General features: G+C 37.1%; 24 protein-coding genes and 1 other RNA gene. 14 read left to right on the forward strand and 11 right to left on the reverse strand.

The annotated features are described in order from the left end of the window. Nucleotides 1–132 precede the first annotated feature (132 nt). The 7 genes from R8G33_03420 to R8G33_03450 all read left to right on the forward strand — a co-directional run bounded on the left by R8G33_03420 (nt 133) and on the right by R8G33_03450 (nt 4,490). Nucleotides 133–564: a heavy metal-responsive transcriptional regulator gene (locus R8G33_03420; GenBank protein ID MDW3094703.1), complete on the forward strand. Its 432-nt coding sequence runs from the start codon at nt 133–135 to the stop codon at nt 562–564. Continuing rightward, the gene (locus R8G33_03425) at nt 561–821 is read left to right on the forward strand and encodes a DUF2933 domain-containing protein (GenBank protein ID MDW3094704.1); all 261 of its coding nucleotides are present in this window, start codon (nt 561–563) and stop codon (nt 819–821) included. The genes R8G33_03420 and R8G33_03425 overlap by 4 nt, the downstream gene beginning before the upstream one ends. Further along, the gene (locus R8G33_03430) at nt 811–1,473 is read left to right on the forward strand and encodes an isoprenylcysteine carboxylmethyltransferase family protein (GenBank protein MDW3094705.1); all 663 of its coding nucleotides are present in this window, start codon (nt 811–813) and stop codon (nt 1,471–1,473) included. Before R8G33_03425 ends, R8G33_03430 begins: the two co-directional genes overlap by 11 nt. Beyond that, entirely contained in the window at nt 1,466–2,545 is a 1,080-nt protein-coding gene (locus R8G33_03435; GenBank protein ID MDW3094706.1) for a permease, read from the forward strand. The genes R8G33_03430 and R8G33_03435 overlap by 8 nt, the downstream gene beginning before the upstream one ends. Nucleotides 2,546–2,657: 112 nt before the next feature. Beyond that, nucleotides 2,658–2,786, forward strand: coding sequence for a hypothetical protein (locus R8G33_03440; GenBank protein MDW3094707.1), 129 nt, complete (start codon nt 2,658–2,660; stop codon nt 2,784–2,786). 498 nt (nt 2,787–3,284) lie between these two features. Next, on the forward strand, nt 3,285–3,602 hold the full coding sequence (locus tag R8G33_03445) for a hypothetical protein (protein MDW3094708.1): 318 nt from the start codon (nt 3,285–3,287) through the stop codon (nt 3,600–3,602). A gap of 24 nt (nt 3,603–3,626) precedes the next feature. After that, nucleotides 3,627–4,490: an exonuclease domain-containing protein gene (locus R8G33_03450; GenBank protein MDW3094709.1), complete on the forward strand. Its 864-nt coding sequence runs from the start codon at nt 3,627–3,629 to the stop codon at nt 4,488–4,490. A 457-nt stretch (nt 4,491–4,947) separates the two neighbouring features. Here the strand turns inward: R8G33_03450 and R8G33_03455 are convergent, their stop codons facing one another. Next, nucleotides 4,948–5,100, reverse strand: a complete 153-nt coding sequence (locus tag R8G33_03455; GenBank protein MDW3094710.1) for a hypothetical protein — start codon at nt 5,098–5,100, stop codon at nt 4,948–4,950. A 30-nt stretch (nt 5,101–5,130) separates the two neighbouring features. On the opposite strand from R8G33_03455, the gene R8G33_03460 reads away from it, so the two are divergent. From R8G33_03460 to R8G33_03475, 4 genes are all read left to right on the forward strand, one after another. Continuing rightward, entirely contained in the window at nt 5,131–6,570 is a 1,440-nt protein-coding gene (locus tag R8G33_03460; protein ID MDW3094711.1) for a sodium:solute symporter family protein, read from the forward strand. Next, nucleotides 6,567–7,922, forward strand: coding sequence for a hypothetical protein (locus R8G33_03465; GenBank protein ID MDW3094712.1), 1,356 nt, complete (start codon nt 6,567–6,569; stop codon nt 7,920–7,922). The genes R8G33_03460 and R8G33_03465 overlap by 4 nt, the downstream gene beginning before the upstream one ends. A 12-nt stretch (nt 7,923–7,934) precedes the next feature. After that, nucleotides 7,935–8,495: an isochorismatase family protein gene (locus tag R8G33_03470; protein MDW3094713.1), complete on the forward strand. Its 561-nt coding sequence runs from the start codon at nt 7,935–7,937 to the stop codon at nt 8,493–8,495. A 170-nt stretch (nt 8,496–8,665) separates the two neighbouring features. Next, the gene (locus R8G33_03475) at nt 8,666–9,046 is read left to right on the forward strand and encodes a thermonuclease family protein (protein ID MDW3094714.1); all 381 of its coding nucleotides are present in this window, start codon (nt 8,666–8,668) and stop codon (nt 9,044–9,046) included. A 39-nt stretch (nt 9,047–9,085) separates the two neighbouring features. Here R8G33_03475 and R8G33_03480 read toward each other — a convergent pair whose 3' ends face one another. Beyond that, the gene (locus tag R8G33_03480) at nt 9,086–9,763 is read right to left on the reverse strand and encodes a DUF6602 domain-containing protein (GenBank protein ID MDW3094715.1); all 678 of its coding nucleotides are present in this window, start codon (nt 9,761–9,763) and stop codon (nt 9,086–9,088) included. Between the two features lie 212 nt (nt 9,764–9,975). On the opposite strand from R8G33_03480, the gene R8G33_03485 reads away from it, so the two are divergent. The 3 genes from R8G33_03485 to R8G33_03495 are packed head-to-tail and all read left to right on the forward strand — an operon-like array spanning nt 9,976 to nt 13,302. Continuing rightward, nucleotides 9,976–11,259, forward strand: coding sequence for an SIR2 family protein (locus tag R8G33_03485; GenBank protein MDW3094716.1), 1,284 nt, complete (start codon nt 9,976–9,978; stop codon nt 11,257–11,259). Next, nucleotides 11,234–13,072, forward strand: a complete 1,839-nt coding sequence (locus R8G33_03490; GenBank protein MDW3094717.1) for an ATP-binding protein — start codon at nt 11,234–11,236, stop codon at nt 13,070–13,072. Before R8G33_03485 ends, R8G33_03490 begins: the two co-directional genes overlap by 26 nt. Nucleotides 13,073–13,092: 20 nt before the next feature. Beyond that, complete coding sequence (locus tag R8G33_03495) at nt 13,093–13,302, forward strand: KTSC domain-containing protein (GenBank protein ID MDW3094718.1); 210 nt, start codon at nt 13,093–13,095, stop codon at nt 13,300–13,302. A gap of 156 nt (nt 13,303–13,458) precedes the next feature. Here the strand turns inward: R8G33_03495 and R8G33_03500 are convergent, their stop codons facing one another. The 9 genes from R8G33_03500 to R8G33_03540 form a co-directional block, all read right to left on the reverse strand. After that, a complete protein-coding gene (locus R8G33_03500) occupies nt 13,459–13,758 on the reverse strand; it encodes a hypothetical protein (GenBank protein MDW3094719.1) in 300 nt (99 codons plus the stop codon). Beyond that, nucleotides 13,755–14,177 (reverse strand): DUF5681 domain-containing protein, encoded by a 423-nt coding sequence (locus tag R8G33_03505; protein ID MDW3094720.1) that lies wholly within the window; start codon nt 14,175–14,177, stop codon nt 13,755–13,757. Before R8G33_03505 ends, R8G33_03500 begins: the two co-directional genes overlap by 4 nt. 519 nt (nt 14,178–14,696) lie before the next feature. Next, nucleotides 14,697–14,948 (reverse strand): hypothetical protein, encoded by a 252-nt coding sequence (locus R8G33_03510; GenBank protein MDW3094721.1) that lies wholly within the window; start codon nt 14,946–14,948, stop codon nt 14,697–14,699. 13 nt (nt 14,949–14,961) lie between these two features. Further along, nucleotides 14,962–15,387 (reverse strand): hypothetical protein, encoded by a 426-nt coding sequence (locus R8G33_03515; GenBank protein ID MDW3094722.1) that lies wholly within the window; start codon nt 15,385–15,387, stop codon nt 14,962–14,964. Beyond that, nucleotides 15,384–15,578, reverse strand: coding sequence for an AlpA family transcriptional regulator (locus R8G33_03520; GenBank protein MDW3094723.1), 195 nt, complete (start codon nt 15,576–15,578; stop codon nt 15,384–15,386). Before R8G33_03520 ends, R8G33_03515 begins: the two co-directional genes overlap by 4 nt. A 339-nt stretch (nt 15,579–15,917) precedes the next feature. Further along, a complete protein-coding gene (locus R8G33_03525; protein MDW3094724.1) occupies nt 15,918–17,141 on the reverse strand; it encodes a tyrosine-type recombinase/integrase in 1,224 nt (407 codons plus the stop codon). Between the two features lie 164 nt (nt 17,142–17,305). After that, nucleotides 17,306–17,664, reverse strand: a transfer-messenger RNA (tmRNA) gene (gene ssrA / locus R8G33_03530). Nucleotides 17,665–17,761: 97 nt separating this feature from the next. Then, nucleotides 17,762–18,376, reverse strand: coding sequence for an alpha-ketoglutarate-dependent dioxygenase AlkB (locus R8G33_03535; GenBank protein ID MDW3094725.1), 615 nt, complete (start codon nt 18,374–18,376; stop codon nt 17,762–17,764). A gap of 205 nt (nt 18,377–18,581) precedes the next feature. Continuing rightward, nucleotides 18,582–18,767: a hypothetical protein gene (locus tag R8G33_03540; protein MDW3094726.1), complete on the reverse strand. Its 186-nt coding sequence runs from the start codon at nt 18,765–18,767 to the stop codon at nt 18,582–18,584. Between the last annotated feature and the right edge of the window lie 64 nt (nt 18,768–18,831).

The raw sequence follows: 18,831 nt of genomic DNA on the forward strand, positions 1-18,831 counted from the left end.
TTGATTAAGCACTAATCTAATTTAGGTGAAAGTAATGGATGCAATATTAAATTTGATGGTTGACCTTGGACCTAAGTGCAAGGTTAAGCTCTCAAATAAAGGTAGGCGTGTATTAATAAATGAGGCATATAAATGTTCACTATCGGGCAGTTAGCCAAAGCAAGTAAAGTAAAGATTGATACATTGCGTTATTACGAACGTACAAATCTTCTTATACCTATTTCACGATCTCAGGCAGGTTATAGAATTTATGACCAAGAATCTGTCAATCGCGTACGTTTTATCAAAAAAGCACAATCTCTTGGGTTTTCGTTAAAAGAAGTCAGTCAATTACTCAAGTTTGATGGTTCAACCGAAGCGACTGCAGGAGATGTATTAGCTATTACAAAGCAAAAAATATGTCAGCAAAACAAAAAAATTAAGGAATTGATAGAGATAGAAAATATCCTCAAGCACTTAGCTAAGCAATGTTCAGGCAAAGGTCCGGCCCATGAATGTCCGATATTAAAGTACTTATATCCCCCATTAAACAATGAGAGTGATAAGAAGGAAGGAGAAACATGATGGTTAAAAATAATTCCAACGATGAAAATATCAATAGCTCATCGCAATGCTGGTACAGCCGACACAACTGGGTGACGATATTTTTTATCGCAATCATTTCATTTTATCTTTTTACAGAGCATCGAGCACACTTGTTTGGCATATTGCCTTGGTTAATTTTACTAGTATGCCCACTAATGCATTTATTTATGCATCGCAGTCATGGAGGACAAGAACATTCTTCACGTCAGCAGAGTGAGGGTAAGAATGATGTCTGAACATATGATTATTCCTAGTTATGGTCTTTGGAGTTTGGTTATCATCAACTCGTTGGTGTTCATTATCTTTGCATTTAGTTTTGCAAAACCGATTAATAAACGAGACTGGCGATCCTTTAGCGCTTTTTCAGCCTTTATTGTTGCATTGTTTGCAGAAATGTATGGGTTTCCATTAACGATTTATCTATTTTCAGGTTGGTTAAGTAATCATTACCCAAGTGTTGATTTTTATTCACATGAGAATGGGCATCTTTGGCATGTGCTGCTTAGTTTAGGGGGAGATCCTCATTGGAATCCTATTCATTTGGTTAGTTTTGCGCTGATTATTGCTGGTTTTGTTTTGTTGTCAGCTTCTTGGAAAGTGCTATATTCCGCTCAAAAAAACCACCAACTTGCAACAACTGGGCCTTATGCACGAATTCGGCATCCTCAATATGTGGGGTTCTTTCTAATTATGTTGGGTTTTTTAGTGCAATGGCCAACGCTTCTTACTTTGCTTATGTTTCCGATCTTGACCTATATGTATGTTCATTTGGCGAAAAAGGAAGAGCGTGAAGCCGTAACGGAGTTTGGCGCAATCTATGAAAAGTATGCAGCCAAGGTGCCTGCATTTATCCCATTAATGATTCAAAGGGAGGCCATCAATGGATAGTGACAATCATACACATGAGCATACTCAGCATAACATGAGCTCTTGTCATGCAAAAAAAGGGAGACTGGATTATTTATTATGGGGTTCCATTAGTGCAGTGGTAATTTTATACCTTCTGTATTGGCTGTTTCCGACCGAGGCTGCAACCATAACTCAGTTAGAGATTCTATCAAAATCTGTATATGAGTTAATGAATACTATTTGGTGGGGAATTACGATTGGAATTATTATGGTCGCACTTTTGTCAAAGGTGCCGCGTGAATTTGTAGTTTCATTATTAGGCACAGAACAAGGCATTGGAGGCATTCTTCGTGCAACCTTAGGTGGCGTATTATTAGACCTATGTAGCCATGGAATTCTAATGGTTGGCGCCAAACTCTATGAACGTGGCGCAAGTGCAGGGCAAGTCATGGCTTTTTTAGTGGCCAGCCCATGGAATTCTTTTTCACTCACATTAATACTCATCGCATTAATTGGTATCAAATGGACGCTCGCATTTATTATTGCCTCAATGCTTATCGCGATCATTACCGGATATATTTTTGATCGACTAATTGCTGTAAAGGTATTGCCTGAAAACTCACATCAAATCGACTTACCAAAAGACTTCCGGTTTTGGGCAGAAGCCAAGTATCGTTTTCGCAACACTCAGTTCACGCGACAGTTTTTTGGAGAAATGATGAAAGATGGGATCATTGAATCACGTATGGTCATTCGATGGATTCTGTTTGGTGTGCTGCTCGCAGGAATAATTCGTGCATTTGTTGATGCAACAACATTTCAAACTTATTTTGGGCCAACTTTGGCAGGCCTAGGTCTTACTATTTTGGTCGCGACCATTTTAGAAGTCTGTTCAGAAGGATCTACTCCTGTGGCTGCAGATATTCTTACGCGTGCGAATGCGCCTGGGAATAGTTTTGCTTTTCTAATGACAGGAGTATCAACGGATTACACTGAGATTATGGTCTTAAAAGAGGCGACTAAGTCCTGGAAGATTGCACTATTTTTACCATTAATTACTGTGCCACAAGTTATATTTATCGCATGGTTAATTAATCTTCAAACAGTATGAAATTTAAATTTAAGTAAATGGATAATGAATATTTTGGCATGCGGAGTAAATACGATATTTTTTAATTTAATGAATTTTATAGTGATGCAAATATTATAGTAAGGAGGGTATTATGATGCATGATGATAATGGATTTCTATCGCATTGGGGATTTGGCTTTGGCCATTGGAGCCTGGGTTTTTTGTTTTGGATTCTTGTCATTATTTTGATAATTGCGTTAGTAAAAGCGATATCAAAATAAAATAAATGAAAAGGGGCCAGCTAAGATTCGTGAAAGAGAAGACTTGCGCCAACAAGCAACCATCGACCAAGTTTATTGAAAATTTGCTGAATATTTAAATTGATGATGAACGTTATATGCTGATATACGTCCTATTTTTAATAGAAGTCGTTATTCAATTTAGTGGAGCACGCCACTCCCCAACTCAGCAGATAAGTCATTGAAGTAGGGCGGCTATATAATTCATTTTATAGAAGAGCCCCTTAATGAGGCCCCATATTGTACTACCTGTATTCTTGATGGTCTGCTCCTGCATTTTTGTTGTAATTCAATTACAATTTATCGTTGCCATTCGATGAGCATCTGTGTAGGGCGAGTTTCCGACTAGTTATTGGCATTGTACTATTACCTATATTAGTTACTTTAAAAATATTTGAGTGACAATTAGCAAAAAGAGTGAATAAATTTATGAGTCAACGAATAACAAGATCATATAAGGATCCATATAGAGATAAAAGCATGTCTTGGCAAAAGCGCTGGAAAGATTATGACGAAGGATTAATTATTTGTTGGGAAAATGGGAAAGAACTTCGAAAGAAAAAGCCGGAGTTAGCCAAAAAAGCTAAAAATGGAGAATTACCGAAATTAGTTTGGAAGGGTGGTGTTGATGAAGAAACAAAAGCAAGTAAAAAGTACGGTTCACTAAAATATTTAGCTGTGTGGCAAGGATTGCGAGGAGATGACTTAAATATAGATTTAGATGAAGAGCCTGAATTGGTCTGTTCTAAAACAAAGACGATGGTTATCTTTACTAACGACATAAAAAAGTTATGGTGATAACTTAAATTTGGAACGAGTATAATGAATTTTGTAGCAATTGATGTCGAAACAGCTAACGCAGATATGGCTTCGATCTGTCAAGTTGGAATTGCGAAATATGTAAATAATAAACTAGTCGAAGAATGGTCATCACTTATCGATCCAGAAGATTACTTTGATTATTTTAATATAAAAGTTCACGGAATCACTGAGAAAAATGTTGTTGGAAGTCCTATATTCCCAAAAGTTGTCGACAAACTTGACTATTTTCTAACTGAAAATATTTGTGTTAGCCACACTCATTTTGATCGTGTGTCAATTTCTCGCGCATTGAATAAATATGATTATCCAGAGATAGGTGCAATTTGGTTGGATTCTGCAATGGTAGCACGCAGAACTTGGACAGAATTTTCTCGCAATGGTTATGGACTTTCTAATGTATGCGACAAAATTGGATATAAGTTTAAACATCATGATGCTCTTGAAGATGCTAAAGCAGCAGCTCATATCCTTATGGCTGCTGTTGAAGTAACTGGATTAGATTTAGAGTCATGGTTAAAAAGAGTCAAGCAGCCATTAGGCTCTGTTGATGGATCTAGTGCAAGAGATGGAGATACTCAAGGCAAATACTATGGTGAGGTGATAGCGTTTACGGGCGCACTTCAAATTCCACGTAGAGAAGCGGCTGATATAGCTGCAAGCATAGGCTGCTCAGTAACTTCTACTGTAACCAAGACAACAAGTATATTAGTGGTTGGAGATCAGGATCTATCGAAGTTATCAGGTTATAAAAAGAGTTCTAAGCATCGTAAAGCAGAGCAGCTAATTAGAGACGGTCAAAAAATTCGTATTATTAAAGAAACTGATTTTAAAGAGTTAGTGAGGATTGCTCATAATGATAGCTAGCTAATAAGGCAACTTACAATTGAAATTTAATTAACTAACCACTTTTATTATGAAAGTAGACATTCATCAATTTGATAGACTACTCAACAATCGAATTGAGTAACTAAGTGATTGAATGAATTTAAAGAGTAGGGTGGTGTTTTTTTAAAGTGCCCCAAAGAATGTCCCCAAATTTAGCTGGCTAAAAAAATGACTGCTTTTGTCACAAAAGTGCTCGTTCAGGTGTTGAATGTCTTCAAATTGTGCATTTTTTATTAGCATTACATTAAATTCCTAGATTTCCTTCCATTTACGAGGAATGTTGATTTCGTATATTAGTATAAAAAATAAGCATATCTTGATGTTATTATGAATCTAGGTTAGTTAGTATTTAGTTATGATTATCTATTACTAGATTACTAGATTGTTAGATTAATAACTCTGAAAAACTTTTTGTGGTTTCTACTATGCGACGAATTTATTTTATAGTTTTTTTTATAATATCATTATGCTTATTTGGCTCTTCTTTAGTGCTGTCTCCAGGTGTATTTACACCAACTCTTTTTGGGCTTCCAAGAACATTGTGGTCTGGGATAATAATATCTTTATTATTTCTATTATTAGTCGTCATTGCATCATTTTCAGTTAAGGAGAAAGGAGAATGAGTAATGATTTGTATATCGCAATATCTATAGTAGGTGGCATATATATTCTTGGATTAATTTACTGCTCATATAGGGGCAGAAAAGAATTATCTGAGGAAAAGAAAACCAATAGTAGTGCGTTTATGAGTATTGGATCTGGAATAGGGCCGATTCTAGGATTTTTAACATTTGCAGCTACTTTATTTAGTACATTTACATTAATGGGAATACCCAATTTTTTTAGGACTCATGGCGTAGGGACTTGGATATTTTTAGGTGTTACAGATGTAGCGATGGGATTTGTGATCTTATGGTTTGGAATAAAATTACATAAAAAAATAAATACAACTGAGTATACAAGCGTATCTAAATTTCTAAACCAATCTTACGGTGGTCAAATAGCTGGATTTGTTTATATGGCCACTATCTTTATATTTTTACTACCATATGTTGCTATTCAAATTCGTGGTATTGGTGTTTTCTTAGAAGCTGTAGTTCCACTAGGCTATAGCAAGGATTTTTGGATGATTGCTATTGTTTTTTCAATGTTAATTTATAGTGCTATAGGTGGATTGAAAGCTATAATTTATAGTGATGCTATCCAAGGCGTTGTTCTACTCGTCTTAACATGGATTGTTGCAAGCGTATGTTTGAGTAATAGTGGTGGAGTTTTAAACCTTTTTGAAGAAGTTAAAATAAGTGAAGAAGCTCTGTTATCTACGCCAGGACCTAAAGGTTTATTTACAGTGCAGTTCTTAATTGTATCTTTTATCACTATTCTTCTAATGCCATTATCCCAGCCTCAACTTACAAATAGAATTGCTTATATGAGGTCGACATCAGATCTAAAAACAATGGCTATAGCTGTTGCACTTTTTTCATTGGTTGTGATTCTGCCTACAATTATTATTGGATTCTATGGTTCTGTAAATTATTCTGAACTAAGCGCAGGAGATTTTATTGGCAAAGTATTGGTAAAAGATCAAATAGCCGTAATTGGCGCAATTTCTATTGTAGGTTTGATTGCGGCAGCAATGTCAACTTCGGATTCTATCTTATTTGCGTTAGGGACAGAACTCAAAGAGAGTATTTTTAAAAAATTAAATAATTCCGAATTTTATGTATTATTAATGATAGTTGCTTTTAGCGGTTTAGCATATCTCCTAGCTAAGAATGAAGGGATAACTGATCTTGTTTTGCTAGCACGCTTAAGTTTTGCAGGAACTGCCTTAATAGCACCAATGGTGATTTGTGCAATATATTCAGATGATGACCGCTCCAATTTAGGGTGGGAAGTACCAATCGCATCGCTTTTTATTGTTGCTCTATTCTTGTTGCATGTTTTTGGGTTTGGACCGAATCAGTTAATTGGCCTTAGAATTGATTTAGCATTATTGATAATTGTTTCTATTTATGTTTTTTCAATCTATAACTTAAAAATATTTTTAAGAAAATGAATAAAGAAGACTTAAGCTACAAGTTATTTGATAAAATATTACAGTCATCTTCTAAGTATGGTCTAAGATTTAGCATCTTAGTTATATCGGTTATTTCAGCAACGGTTTTAGTTTGGCCTGGAGCTATAATAGAGATTGTTGATGACAATGATAAATTGTATGTAGCTCTTCTCATATATGTATTCGCAATCTTTCTTTTTTACTTACTTTATGATGCTACAAAGAGGTATTTTCAACCTATAACGGTCCCTAGAAAGCCAAAAGTGTGTGTGTTTATTCCGGCAAATAACAAAAGTGCAAGAGGAGATGCTCTCCTTCAGGTTGCAGGCTTTGAGGCTGCGAAGTTGAAATATAATAATTTAGATATTGAGCAATTAGATTCTTCAAAACCAGATTGGATGCATAAACTTGAAGATATGATCTTTAACACTAAACCGAATGAGCCAATCTGGATCATAATTACAATGAGTAAATATGGAGCTGAGGCACGTGAACTTATTGAGTCATACACGAAAAAAGATGAAAGATTAAGAGAAAGATTAACAGTAATTTTTACAGTTACTTCATCTAGATTTGAAACAACAGATAGAAAAAATTTATTCAGAATATTTGTTGATGGAGAAAAAGAAATAAGTGCAATATATGAATTCATTAAATTAACTAAAGATATTGACAGCTTAGATGAGATAATTTGTTATAAAAACAATTCAAATTATGGGGAAGATGCATATAAAAAACTAAGTTCATTGCTTCCAGGCTCAATTAATTTAACACCTTGTAATAAAGACAACATTTCAGAAGCTCTAGAGCAGTCTACAGCAAAGATTGTTATAGCTATAGCATATGATGAAGACTTGATTGTGTTATTTGATACGCTGTATAAAAATGAATTTGTAGGAACGCTAATTGGAACAACGCCAATGTCTGTTCCAGATTGGCAAAAGTTATTTCTTATTAATAAAAATATGCTTGATGTTTATCATACTGCAGTGTCTGGCTATGAGGATGATCCTGAGTTCGAAGAAAGACTAAGGCCAATTAATTTTCAATACATAACTGATTCAAATAAAGTTGGTACTCCAATATTTGACTCTAATACAATAAGAGAAATGGCATTGGATGATGCTTATGAGTCTTACTCTGAAATTGAAAATAATTATGTTTCTGCATTTTGTGAAGATTGTATTCGTTTGATAAATATGGCTACAAAAAAAGGACACCCAACATTATATAAGCTACTCAATGATCCTAGTTGTGATGAAGAGAGACGTGGGTTGACGTTATTGCGAGACTTGGACTTTGGAGTTACAGGTGATGCTCATGTTGATGTTTATATAAAAAAGCTAAAGTAAAGTATTTATAAAATGACAATAGCTTTAATTATTATAGATTATCAAGAGGATTTCTGTGAAGGTGGTGCATTACCTGTAAAAGGTGCACGTTCACTATTAGATAGGATTAACAATTCAATTAACTACGCATTAAATAAACACTGGGAAATAATCTTCACAAGAGATTGGCATCCAATAACACATAGTTCATTTGCCGAGTACGGCGGTCCTTGGCCAGTTCACTGCGTCATGCATTCAGATGGAGCTAAATTTATTAAAGGGGTATATGTTCCTACTACAAGTACAGTGATTTCTAAGGGTTGTTCAGAAGAAGGAATGGGGTACTCTCCATTTGAAAACAAGGAATTAGTCTCTCTAATAAGTGAAAAGAAAATTAGTTCGATTATTTGCTGTGGCGTGGCATTAGAATTTTGTGTTAGAGCTACTTGTATTGATGCTAGAGATGCTGGATTGGATGTTACTTTGTGTGAGGATACGATAGCATCTATATCAGATGGTGTGGATGCAAATAAAGTTTGGAATGAGATATCAGTTAACGGATGTAATATTGTAAAGACCATTTCAGATATTTAAAAAATCAAGTGAAATGTCTCTATTTAAGCGCTTAGATAAGTTTTGCTTATTAGTTTGTTGTGATTCCCTCAATTGAATTGAATCATTAAGTCTTTGATCTCATAGTGAGTTAGGGTTGATGGTGTACTATATGCCCCCTAATGTGCCCCAATTAACTTTAATCTGTAATTATGATGAAATTCATAACTTTTATTACACTATTATTTTTTAGTTATCCTTTGTTTTCTACTGAATTTAATGTAGGTACAAGTTCAGTGCGTTCTGCCTATGATGGTGACAGCTTCAATATCGCTTTTAGATTAGCTCATATAGATGCTCCTGAGATAAAAGGTAAGTGTGAGCATGAGAAAATACTTGCAATCCAATCGAGAAACTTTGTTAGGCATTATTTTAAAGAGAATAAAAAGATTCAGCTTAAGGTGGTCACTGTGGGAAAATACGGTCGACCTATTGTAGAGGTGAGGGCGGAATCTGGTTATCTCAATCAGTTGCTTTTAGATAAAGGATTGGCGCGTCCTTATGATGGTAGTAGGAAAAGTTGGTGTGAATAGATAAATTCACTATTTATGTATATGACTGCTAACGGCACATTACAAGTCTAATGCGTATGCCATTGGATTTGTATTAGCTGCTTGCAGTGAATTTGTAATTAAATGCAAACAACTAATTAAGCCCCATAAAGCTAAAGGACCTTCTGCAGCAATTCCGAGATATTGTTGCGAACTAATAAAGATTCCTGAATCAATCACTAGAATACCGGCAATATTTGGCTCTTCTTGTAAGTGCTTTTGAATTGTCTCGATATTCTTCCAGCCAGTGTATGAAGCTATGAAGAGAGGAGTTTCTAGTGTAGGGGCCATACCCATTACCATTGTAGTTCCGAAATTTCTTTTCAATGGTGCAAGTTGAGATGCTGTGGAGCATGCTTGCTCCCATTGTGATGAAATGTCAGATTTCACTTCAATTACTGCTGCCACACTTTCAGCTAAATACAATCTTGATTGAATGTTACCAACTGTGGGTAAAGTCGGAGAAAATGGATATTCAACAACTACATCTAGCTGGCCACTTTTATTGCCTGAAGAGTCAGTGGCTTCCCCTGTTCCAAATCTATATACGGGTGGTAAAACTTTTGAAAGAAATTCATCTATAAAAGCTTCTCTTTCTCCTCCTTTTGTACAGGATGACATAGTAGCATTTGCTTGATACACACCATTAAGTATCGTTTGAATTCCAGCTAATCTTTGCGCAATGTGATTATTTCTCATTTTTTACCTATGTTGCATAGAGGTTGAGTCAATAAATTTATTTAATACCGAGAGTCTTTTTTGTGTGAAAGTGACCATTTGTATGCAATATATATTAGCAAATACAAATATGCTGATCTACAATAGACTTCATAGTCTGCTAACGACTTGAAGCAGAAATATATATTAAGTCAGGTCCACAAATTTCATCAAAGTAATATGAAGGAATGCGCGTGACACAAAATACTATTCATAATCCTGACCATTACATGTCTGATGTGCGACAAATTTTGTCGCAAGGGAAAAAACGCATCGGCTTACTAATAGGTGCAGGTGCACCAGTATCTGTCAAAATTGATCAAGAAGGTAAATTAAGTAGTCAAGGTAATCCGATTATCCCAGATGTTATTCATTTAACAGAAGTGGTTATAAATGCTCTTGAGGACAGTGACAAGCAAGTTATTACAACGTTACGCTCTGAACTTGATGATAAACAGAATAATATTGAAGGAATTTTGACTAGAGTTCGCAAATTGTCTCAAGCAATTGGGTCTGCGAAAATTCATGGTTTTAATGGTGATGAGTATGGAGAGCTTGCTGAGAGAATATGCAAACTCATTGGTGAAAGTGTTAATCCTGCGTTACCACAAGAATCCAATCCCTATACAGAATTAGTGTCTTGGGTAGGTGGTATTAATAGAGAATTTCCAATAGAAATCTTTTCACCTAATTATGATTTGTTGTTAGAGGAAGCATTTGAGCGTGCATTGTTGCCTTATTTTGATGGATTTTCCGGCTCGCACAGACCATTTTTTGATCCGGCAAGTATAGCTACTGATAGACTACCTGCACGTTGGTCACGTCTCTGGAAAATTCATGGTTCGCTAGGCTGGGATATTTCAGATAACACCGTAATTCGAACAGGAAACCGCAATGCCACCAAACTGATATTTCCGGACCATCTTAAATACGACCAGATTACCCGCCAACCTTATTCAGCTCTATTTGAGCGCTTAAAAATCTTTCTTACAACTCCAGATAGTTTATTAATTTGCACAGGATTCTCATTTTTTGACGCACATATAACCGCAGTTCTTGATGAAGCTCTTGAGGCCAACACACACACATCATTGCTTGCGTTTCAATATGGTGCACTAGCTGAGGAGCAGCAGGCAGTAGATTTAGCAATGAGACGACCAAATATGAGCGTTTATGCAAAGGATGGAGCCGTAATATTTGGACTTCGTGGCGATTGGAAACCAGGCGAACCTCCAAGTGATGAATGGTTGAAGATTCGACAAACATTTTGGGATACACCATCTGATGAAGGTTCAAATAGCACTTTCTTGTTGGGCGATTTTGCTAAGTTAGCACGCTTTTTTGTTCTTTCTCAAGCTTCTGAATTTACAGTAAATAGGAACACTGATTTGCCTAAAGAAGATTGTATTGAACCTAATGTTGACGATATTAGTTCTAATTCGAATTTAGAAAATGAAGGTGATAATGCTAAGTCATGATCCTACATATTTAGGATCTGTCGCTTCTGTTTCTGGATCTTCCGTCAGTGTACATTTAGCTAAATCCATTGCTTCAGGACTATCAATCATTGAAGGAAGAACATATAAAATCGGTCAGGTTGGAAGTTTTGTTCGTATTCCACAAGGTTATCAAGATTTGTTCGGTGTAGTTTCAGAAATAGGAGCAAGTACTATTCCGGATCAATTAGATTATAGCGATGCTGAGACTGGCAAGTGGATGAAAATCCATTTAATAGGAGAAGCAATAGGAGAAGTATTTGAGCGTGGTATAACTCAGTTTCCAAATATAGGTGATAGTGTTCATATAACAACGGAAGCGAGTTTAGCTCGTATTTACGGTTTAAATGATTTTGGGAGTATAGTCATCGGAAGTCTTTCTAGCGTGGAAAGTATTCCTGCGAAAGTATCACTTAATGAACTTGTTACTCGTCACTCTGCTGTACTAGGTTCAACTGGTTCAGGCAAATCAACTACAACAGCTAGTCTGCTAAGATCTATTTGCAACAACTTAGAATCTGAAAGTAATTATCCTGGTGCCCGTATTCTACTACTGGATATACATGGGGAATATTCAGAAGCACTTTCCGATATTGCAAGCGTATTCTCAGTAGATCCACGCTCAGGAGAGAAAAAGCTATCAATACCTTATTGGGCTTTAAGTTCTTCCGATTTATTGAAATTTATTACAGGCGGAGTAGACGGGCCAAGAGAAACAGCCTTTACGGATAAGATCTTTGATTTAAAAATGAAAGCACATGAGGAAATACAATTCTCAGGTGTTGAACAAAGCTCCATTACAATTGATACACCATTACCATTTAGTCTTAAACAACTTTGGTATGACCTTATAGATTTTGAGATCACTACGTTTGTAGGTGCTAACCGTGATGAACCTGCTAAACAGCAAGATGGTGACGTTGATAATTTGGTTCCTCCAAAATATACGCCTCATGCAATGGGTGCTCAGGGACCTTTTCTAAATACTCAAGCTATTGGTATTAGAAGGCAACTGAATCATCTTCGATCGAAATTACTTGATAGACGCTATGATTTCCTCCTTCATCCGGGGCCGTGGGAGCCTAATGCTAAAGGTGAAACGGAAAAAGATCTTGATTCATTGCTCGAAGGATGGCTTGGCGGGGAGAAACCTATAACTATCCTTGACCTTTCAGGTGTTCCTAGCTTGGTTTTGGAGCTACTTGTAGGCTCTATACTTAAAATTGTATATGAGTCTTTATTTTGGAGTAGAGAAAAATCAGAAGGAGGAATCGATCGTCCTCTACTAGTTGTGATGGAGGAAGCACATAGATATCTCTCATCTGATCAAAATAGTTTGGCATCTGAGACAGTTCAGAAGATCGCAAAAGAAGGAAGGAAATATGGGGTTGGTGCCATGATTATTAGTCAACGTCCTTCCGAAGTTAATGAAACTATATTATCGCAGTGCGGTACTTTTTTTGCGTTACGTCTTTCTAATCCTTCAGATAGAGCAAGAGTAAAAGGCGTTCTTCCTGATGGACTAGTGAGTCTTCTTGATGTGCTTCCTGTTCTTCGTACGGGTGAAGCGATAGTAATGGGAGAAGCCGCTAAATTACCAATGCGCTGTTGTGTACGATTACCTTCCGAAGAGCATCGACCAAGAAGCAGTGATCCAAAGGTTGCAGCTCAATGGTCTCATGCAAAGAAAGAAGAAGGGTATGATCGAGTTGTTGCTTCATGGCGAGCGCAAAATCCACGTGCTGTAATTAGAAGATTAGAAATACAGCGGGAAAAAGTCGAAGATGAAACATAATGCTAAGAGAGGGACTCTAAATGGATAGAAATAATGTAGCCTCATCCAACATAGCTTCTATTGGCTATGATGAACACACTCAAACTTTAGAAGTAGAGTTTACCAATGGATCTATCTATCAATACTTCAATGTTCCTCTTGCTCTTTACGAACAACTAATGAATGAGGGATCTAAAGGACGCTTCTTAAATACGTATATTAAAAATGCTTTTCCGTATTCAAGAGTTTAAATATGAATCTATGGTAGAGATGGTTGACAATAAGGCACATAATAATACCGATTATCGCTTCATCTAATGTAACAGAAATTTGGATACTTATTGTAGAAACAGCATAGTTAATAACTCGAATTACCAGAGCAATTTAATTTTTTCATGTTTGATATTTTAAAGATTAGTCATTCCAAGTCTCGTGATAGCAAGATAAATTAGTGTTGGAACATCACCATCTATAGCTTTATCAAATATCTTTTCCTTTATAGAAATATTTCTGATGAAGTTCGCGCGTTTTTTGCTCATGTTTTTTTTATTAGCATCGAATCTTAAGTTTATTCTTTTCAATGGTATGTCAAATATATTGGCAAGCTCTTCTTCAGTGTAATCAGTTGCTGCGATTTCTCTTAATTCCTCAAGTATAGTGTCATCATGAAATTTCTTAGCTTGAATTCTTTTGCTTATTTTATTCATTGGTGTGTATTGCTTAAAAATTTATCTAATTGCCTTTCTTCAACAGAGTAGTCATCTCTCATTTCGGCATTAGCTAACTCAGTTTTCAATTTGATGATGGTTAATAAGTCGTGTAATTGGGAGGCGGATAATTCACTTATATCAATTTGATCAGCAATTTTTTTATTTGTATCAATACATGGCATTTCAAAATCCAATAAATGCGTTGAACTATTAGTTTCTTGAGGTTTTAATATTGGCATTATGCGATCCAAACACATTTTCATCGCAGACATATCACCGGCAATCGCTGCGTTTATTACGCTGTCTATGAGTTCGTCTGAACGTGAGTGCAGTCGCTTTCGTAGTTCATTGATACGGCTTGAGCCTTTAGGTCGTCCTAATGGATTTCCACTTTGTCCTTTTTCAAACTTTGCCACTGTCTGTTAATTCTCTGTTATAAACAGGTCACTTTATTTTGAGCATAGTTATCATTAGACCGAAGGGTGATATATATAATAGTGAGCCCTTTCTTAGCACAGTGATTACAAGTAATAGAGTAAAAGTGTGCTTAACATCTAGATAACACAGCATCTCAGGTGTGTTTTGGGGTTTTTTGCATATTTTGTCAGGATGACGATTATCGGGCGGTGATCATTCCCGCTGGAAGCCCAATCCAGTTACGGTTTATCCGTTTCACCCATTAAAGAACCTGTTTTGTTTTCAATCGCTGGTCTCAAGCGACACGCAAAAAATATCTACGCAATTCACCTTGCAGACCCAATCTGAGAGGAGACGCTGCCGTTGTACTACCCGTCACGCCTTTTAGTGGTTAAGCCCAACCTAACAACAAAAATTTTGTAAATCACCTTGGAAGTAACTTAAAAAATTTGTATTCCATAGAATGAAATAATGTTTATCACTCATACTTAGGCATTTTTTATAGACTAAAGTTCCATTTATCTTAATGAGATGATTCCATCTTTATAAAATTGAAATGCTAATTCTTCAACGCCTTGCAATGCATCTTCAGGTGTATCTGCGATCCATGCAATGTAAGGGAATTGTTCGCATATCGCCTCATATTCATTGGGATATTTGACGAGCTTGTACGTAAGTATTTGCATCAAAAAATCATGCACGTTCTTGTATGGGTATTCAACGAATTCTTGTGCGTTGCAAATGTGATGGCCTGTCACATTCGTACGCACTATTACTAGTTAATTAATGGAGAGTTGATTCGTCTTCATCACAATCTATCGTTGCAACCAATTCGCATACACTGTCATATGCCAGAGCATCTTCCATGACTAATGAATGTCTATTTTTCACGAGTGAGAGATAATTATTCGCCTGATCAATGCTAATCTCATTTTTCGTGACAGCCTTGATAATTAGAAGATACCAACTGCAAAGATCAGAATGATCATCTATGCCTTCAAAAATATTGGCACGTAAAGTTTCAGGCTTAAGTGTCGGCATTGTTCGATCGAGTATTAATTTCGCCGCTGCTACATCGCCATTTTTTGCTTTGATTGAGAGAGCTGACATGATGCTTTGAATGTCATCACTATCTAAACCCATTTCTTGATGTGCATAGTAACTATTGGATTGGCTGTTATTGTCGTTAATGTTTGTCGTCTTATTCATGATAATTCCTTATTTCTATTGATGATGCTGTCTTGCCATTCTCCAATTTCGCTATCTATCCATGCCACCGAACGCACACCAATTTTGATTGGTTTGGGGAATGAATTTTCATTAATAGATTTGTAAATTGTTGAACGTGAAAGTCCCGTGCGTTTAATGACTTCGGGCAGTCTAAGTAACTGTGTTTTCATTTTTGAACCTCTAATTAATCAGGACTTCATTGCCTCTGATGCGAGAGATTATTGTCAGGTAAAAACCAATTTGGCAAATGCCGAATTCTCTCTAACTGCATGAAATAACTGAAAATAACTTAAATTTTAAGGTGAGTAGTTTAGGGTTTCAGGTATTCACCTTAAAATAATATGACGTGACTTTTATCGCTTTTGAAATATCGTAAATTAGAGCGTGAACGTTATAAGCCTTCTGTAGACGCTATTGGACGATGTTAAAAATTTTATTGAGAAGTTAGTGAAAATTTTTCGACTAAAGAATAAGAAAAACGTGACTTAAAAAATACTTCAAAAAATAATTTACACTTTCCGACGGACGGTTTGAATTTGAATCACATCTGCCGACGATTTAAGTGAATCAAGATAATCTGCATACGCTTGCATCATCTTTTTTCGTTCAGGTAAATGCTTAGAGTGGTCGTACGTACCACGCACTTTACTTTTATCGGTGTGTGCAAGTTGTCGTTCTATTGCATCGGGGTGCCACACGCCTTGTTCGTTTAACAGGGTAGAGGCCATGTGCCGAAATCCGTGACCGGTGACTTGTTCTTTCGCAAACCCCATGCGACGTAATGCCGCACCCACAGTGGCTTCACTCATGCAGCGTGAATAAGATCGCACACTGGGAAATAAATACTGACCATTTCCTGTCATCGTGCGTAACTCTTCTATGACATCGATGACTTGATTGGCCAGTGGCACGATGTGAGGTTTACGCAATTTCATTTTCGTTTCAGGAATGCGCCACACTTTGTCTTCAACATTAAATTCATTCCATTCTGCTTTGCGTAATTCACCTGGGCGCACAAAGGTGTACGTACCTATTTGCATCGCAGCTTTAACAACGGGAAATTCATAACCATCAATGGCGCGTAACAATTTGCCCACTTCTTTCGGTTCCGTAATCGCTGCAAAGTGTTTCGTTTGAGGTGGGGCAATCGCCATCTTTAAACCGCGAGTGGGATCTTTTTCTGTATATCCGCACGCATTCGCATAGCCATAAATGCGACCACAGATTTGGAGCGCACGATGTGCACTTTCAATTGCCCCTCGTGCTTCAATATTCAAAATGGCTTTACGCAAATGTGGACCGGTAATCATGCCAATGGGTTGGCTGCCCACCACCGGAAAGATGTCTTTTTCCAGGGCGCGCCACACACGTTTGGCATAGCCGGGTTCTTTGTCTTGGTAAAACTTCACATGCCACTCGTGAGCGATGCGGGCAAAGGAATTTTCGTGCAGCTCGACCTCACGGTGTTTTTTCGCTTGGCGTTCAGCGCTGGGGTCAACGCCTTTAGCCAGCAAATCAGCCGCCTGATTACGCGTCAGACGTGCGTCTTTAAGCGAGGTATTCGGATATACCCCGAGTGCCAATCGTTTCTCTTTATTGAGATAGCGGTATTTATAACGCCAGTACTTCTGCCCCTTGGCCGTGACCTCACAATAGAGGCCATTACCATCATATAAACGATAGGTTTTCGCCTTGGCTTTGGCGTTCTTAATTTGGATGGCAGTGAGGGTCATTTGGGGGCACATTTTTAAACGGTAGGGGAGATGCCCCCAATAATGCCCCCATGTGCCCCCAGATGTCAAAACACACCTCGGGGCATGTTGGGATTAAGGGTTTGGAGTATTTGTAGTTAAATCAGGGAGATATGGACTGTATTGGATTCCCTGGGACTGTAATTTGGTGGAGGCGGCGGGGATTGAACCCGCGTCCGCAAGTTCTTCACTTTCGGTACTACATGCTTAGAGTACGTTTTTAATTTAACAGTTAAGGTCCAACGATCAGGGCGTTTAACTGCGAGCCTAAGCTTTGTTTAATGGATCCGATTTAGGCAGTCTTTTCCACGATCTTGCTAAGGTGACGCCCGGTTCCTAACACGCAAGCTCACTAGGGCGGACGACTCTAAAACTGGTTTTTAAGCAGCTAGAGCAAAGTTGTCGTCATTTGCGACTATATAATTGCAGAAATCTTTTACGAGGCGTCTACATCCTCGGCATGCACCTAGAGATCGGCTACCCACGTCGAAGCCAGGTCGCCCCCAGTACTTATTGTAAGACTGCAGTTTAGCTTAAAAGTTGCTGAATTTATAAGGGAATTTAACTAAATTGGGGATATATTAGACGAAATGAAACTGTATTTACTGGTAAATATTGCGAAAGGTGAGATTAATTCTTGGTTCGTTAACCTTTAAAGATTTAGGCAATGAATGTGTCCAGTTTTCTTGTGTATCACCTTGCATGATTAACAAACTTCCACTGTTTAGTTTTAAATTTTTCACTATGTCTTTTTGTCTGTAATGACGAAATTTAAATAGCCGTGCAGCCCCGAAGCTAATAGAGATAATGAGTGGTTGTAAGCCGTGAACCCTTTCATTGTCACGATGCCAGCCCATATAGTCGTGTCCGTTTCTGTAATAATTTAAAAAGACACCGTTAAAGGAATAACCCAAATCTTCTTCAATTGTTGTCTTAATGTTAGTTAATGCAGTTGTCCAAGGCGTACTGATTAAGTTAAGACTGGAATATTTAAGCATAATGCCAGGGTCACCATACCAAGCAATTAAGCGAGGTTGTAAAACAAAGCGACCATATATTCTGATTTCTTTGTGTTCCCAGTGTATTTCATCTTTCAAGCAGTTGAAGTAATGAGATGACTCTGCCGCTGAGAAGTATCGGTTGTCCAAATACGCTTCGCCATCAAATGGCAAGAGGTTTGTTTGTAAGGGCGTTTCCGTATTGCTTACTTGACTCATTACTAAGACATTGAAGAAGAGCTTATTGCTGTAAGCAATAAAGGGTAGCGGTTAATTTTGAAATTAAACTCTCCTGATGGAGAATTTTATTGTTGAATTGTGTATTACTTAGAGCGTACTTTAGCGCGAGCTTCATGCACAGCCATAGAAGCAATGACACCAATGAAAATCGAAAATAGTGTTACAACAATGATGAAACTAGTACTCATATTTCAGTCCACTTGATTAGTCCAACAGCCCATATTATAGCACCGACACCGGTTAAAATGCCGCCATTAATCGCAGAAACATCTTCTTGTATAACCATGCCAATAAACCCTACTAACATTAGGCCTATACCTAGTTTTCTTAGATCTTCAAAGACAGCTTCGAAGTTTAAGCGGTATTTCATGTGTGATTCTCGCTAGTATTTATATTGACTATACACAATATTTCTTAATGTAAAATGGCTAATA

It is taken from the genome of Gammaproteobacteria bacterium, from assembly GCA_033344735.1.
Lineage (GTDB): Bacteria > Pseudomonadota > Gammaproteobacteria > UBA4575 > UBA4575 > UBA1858.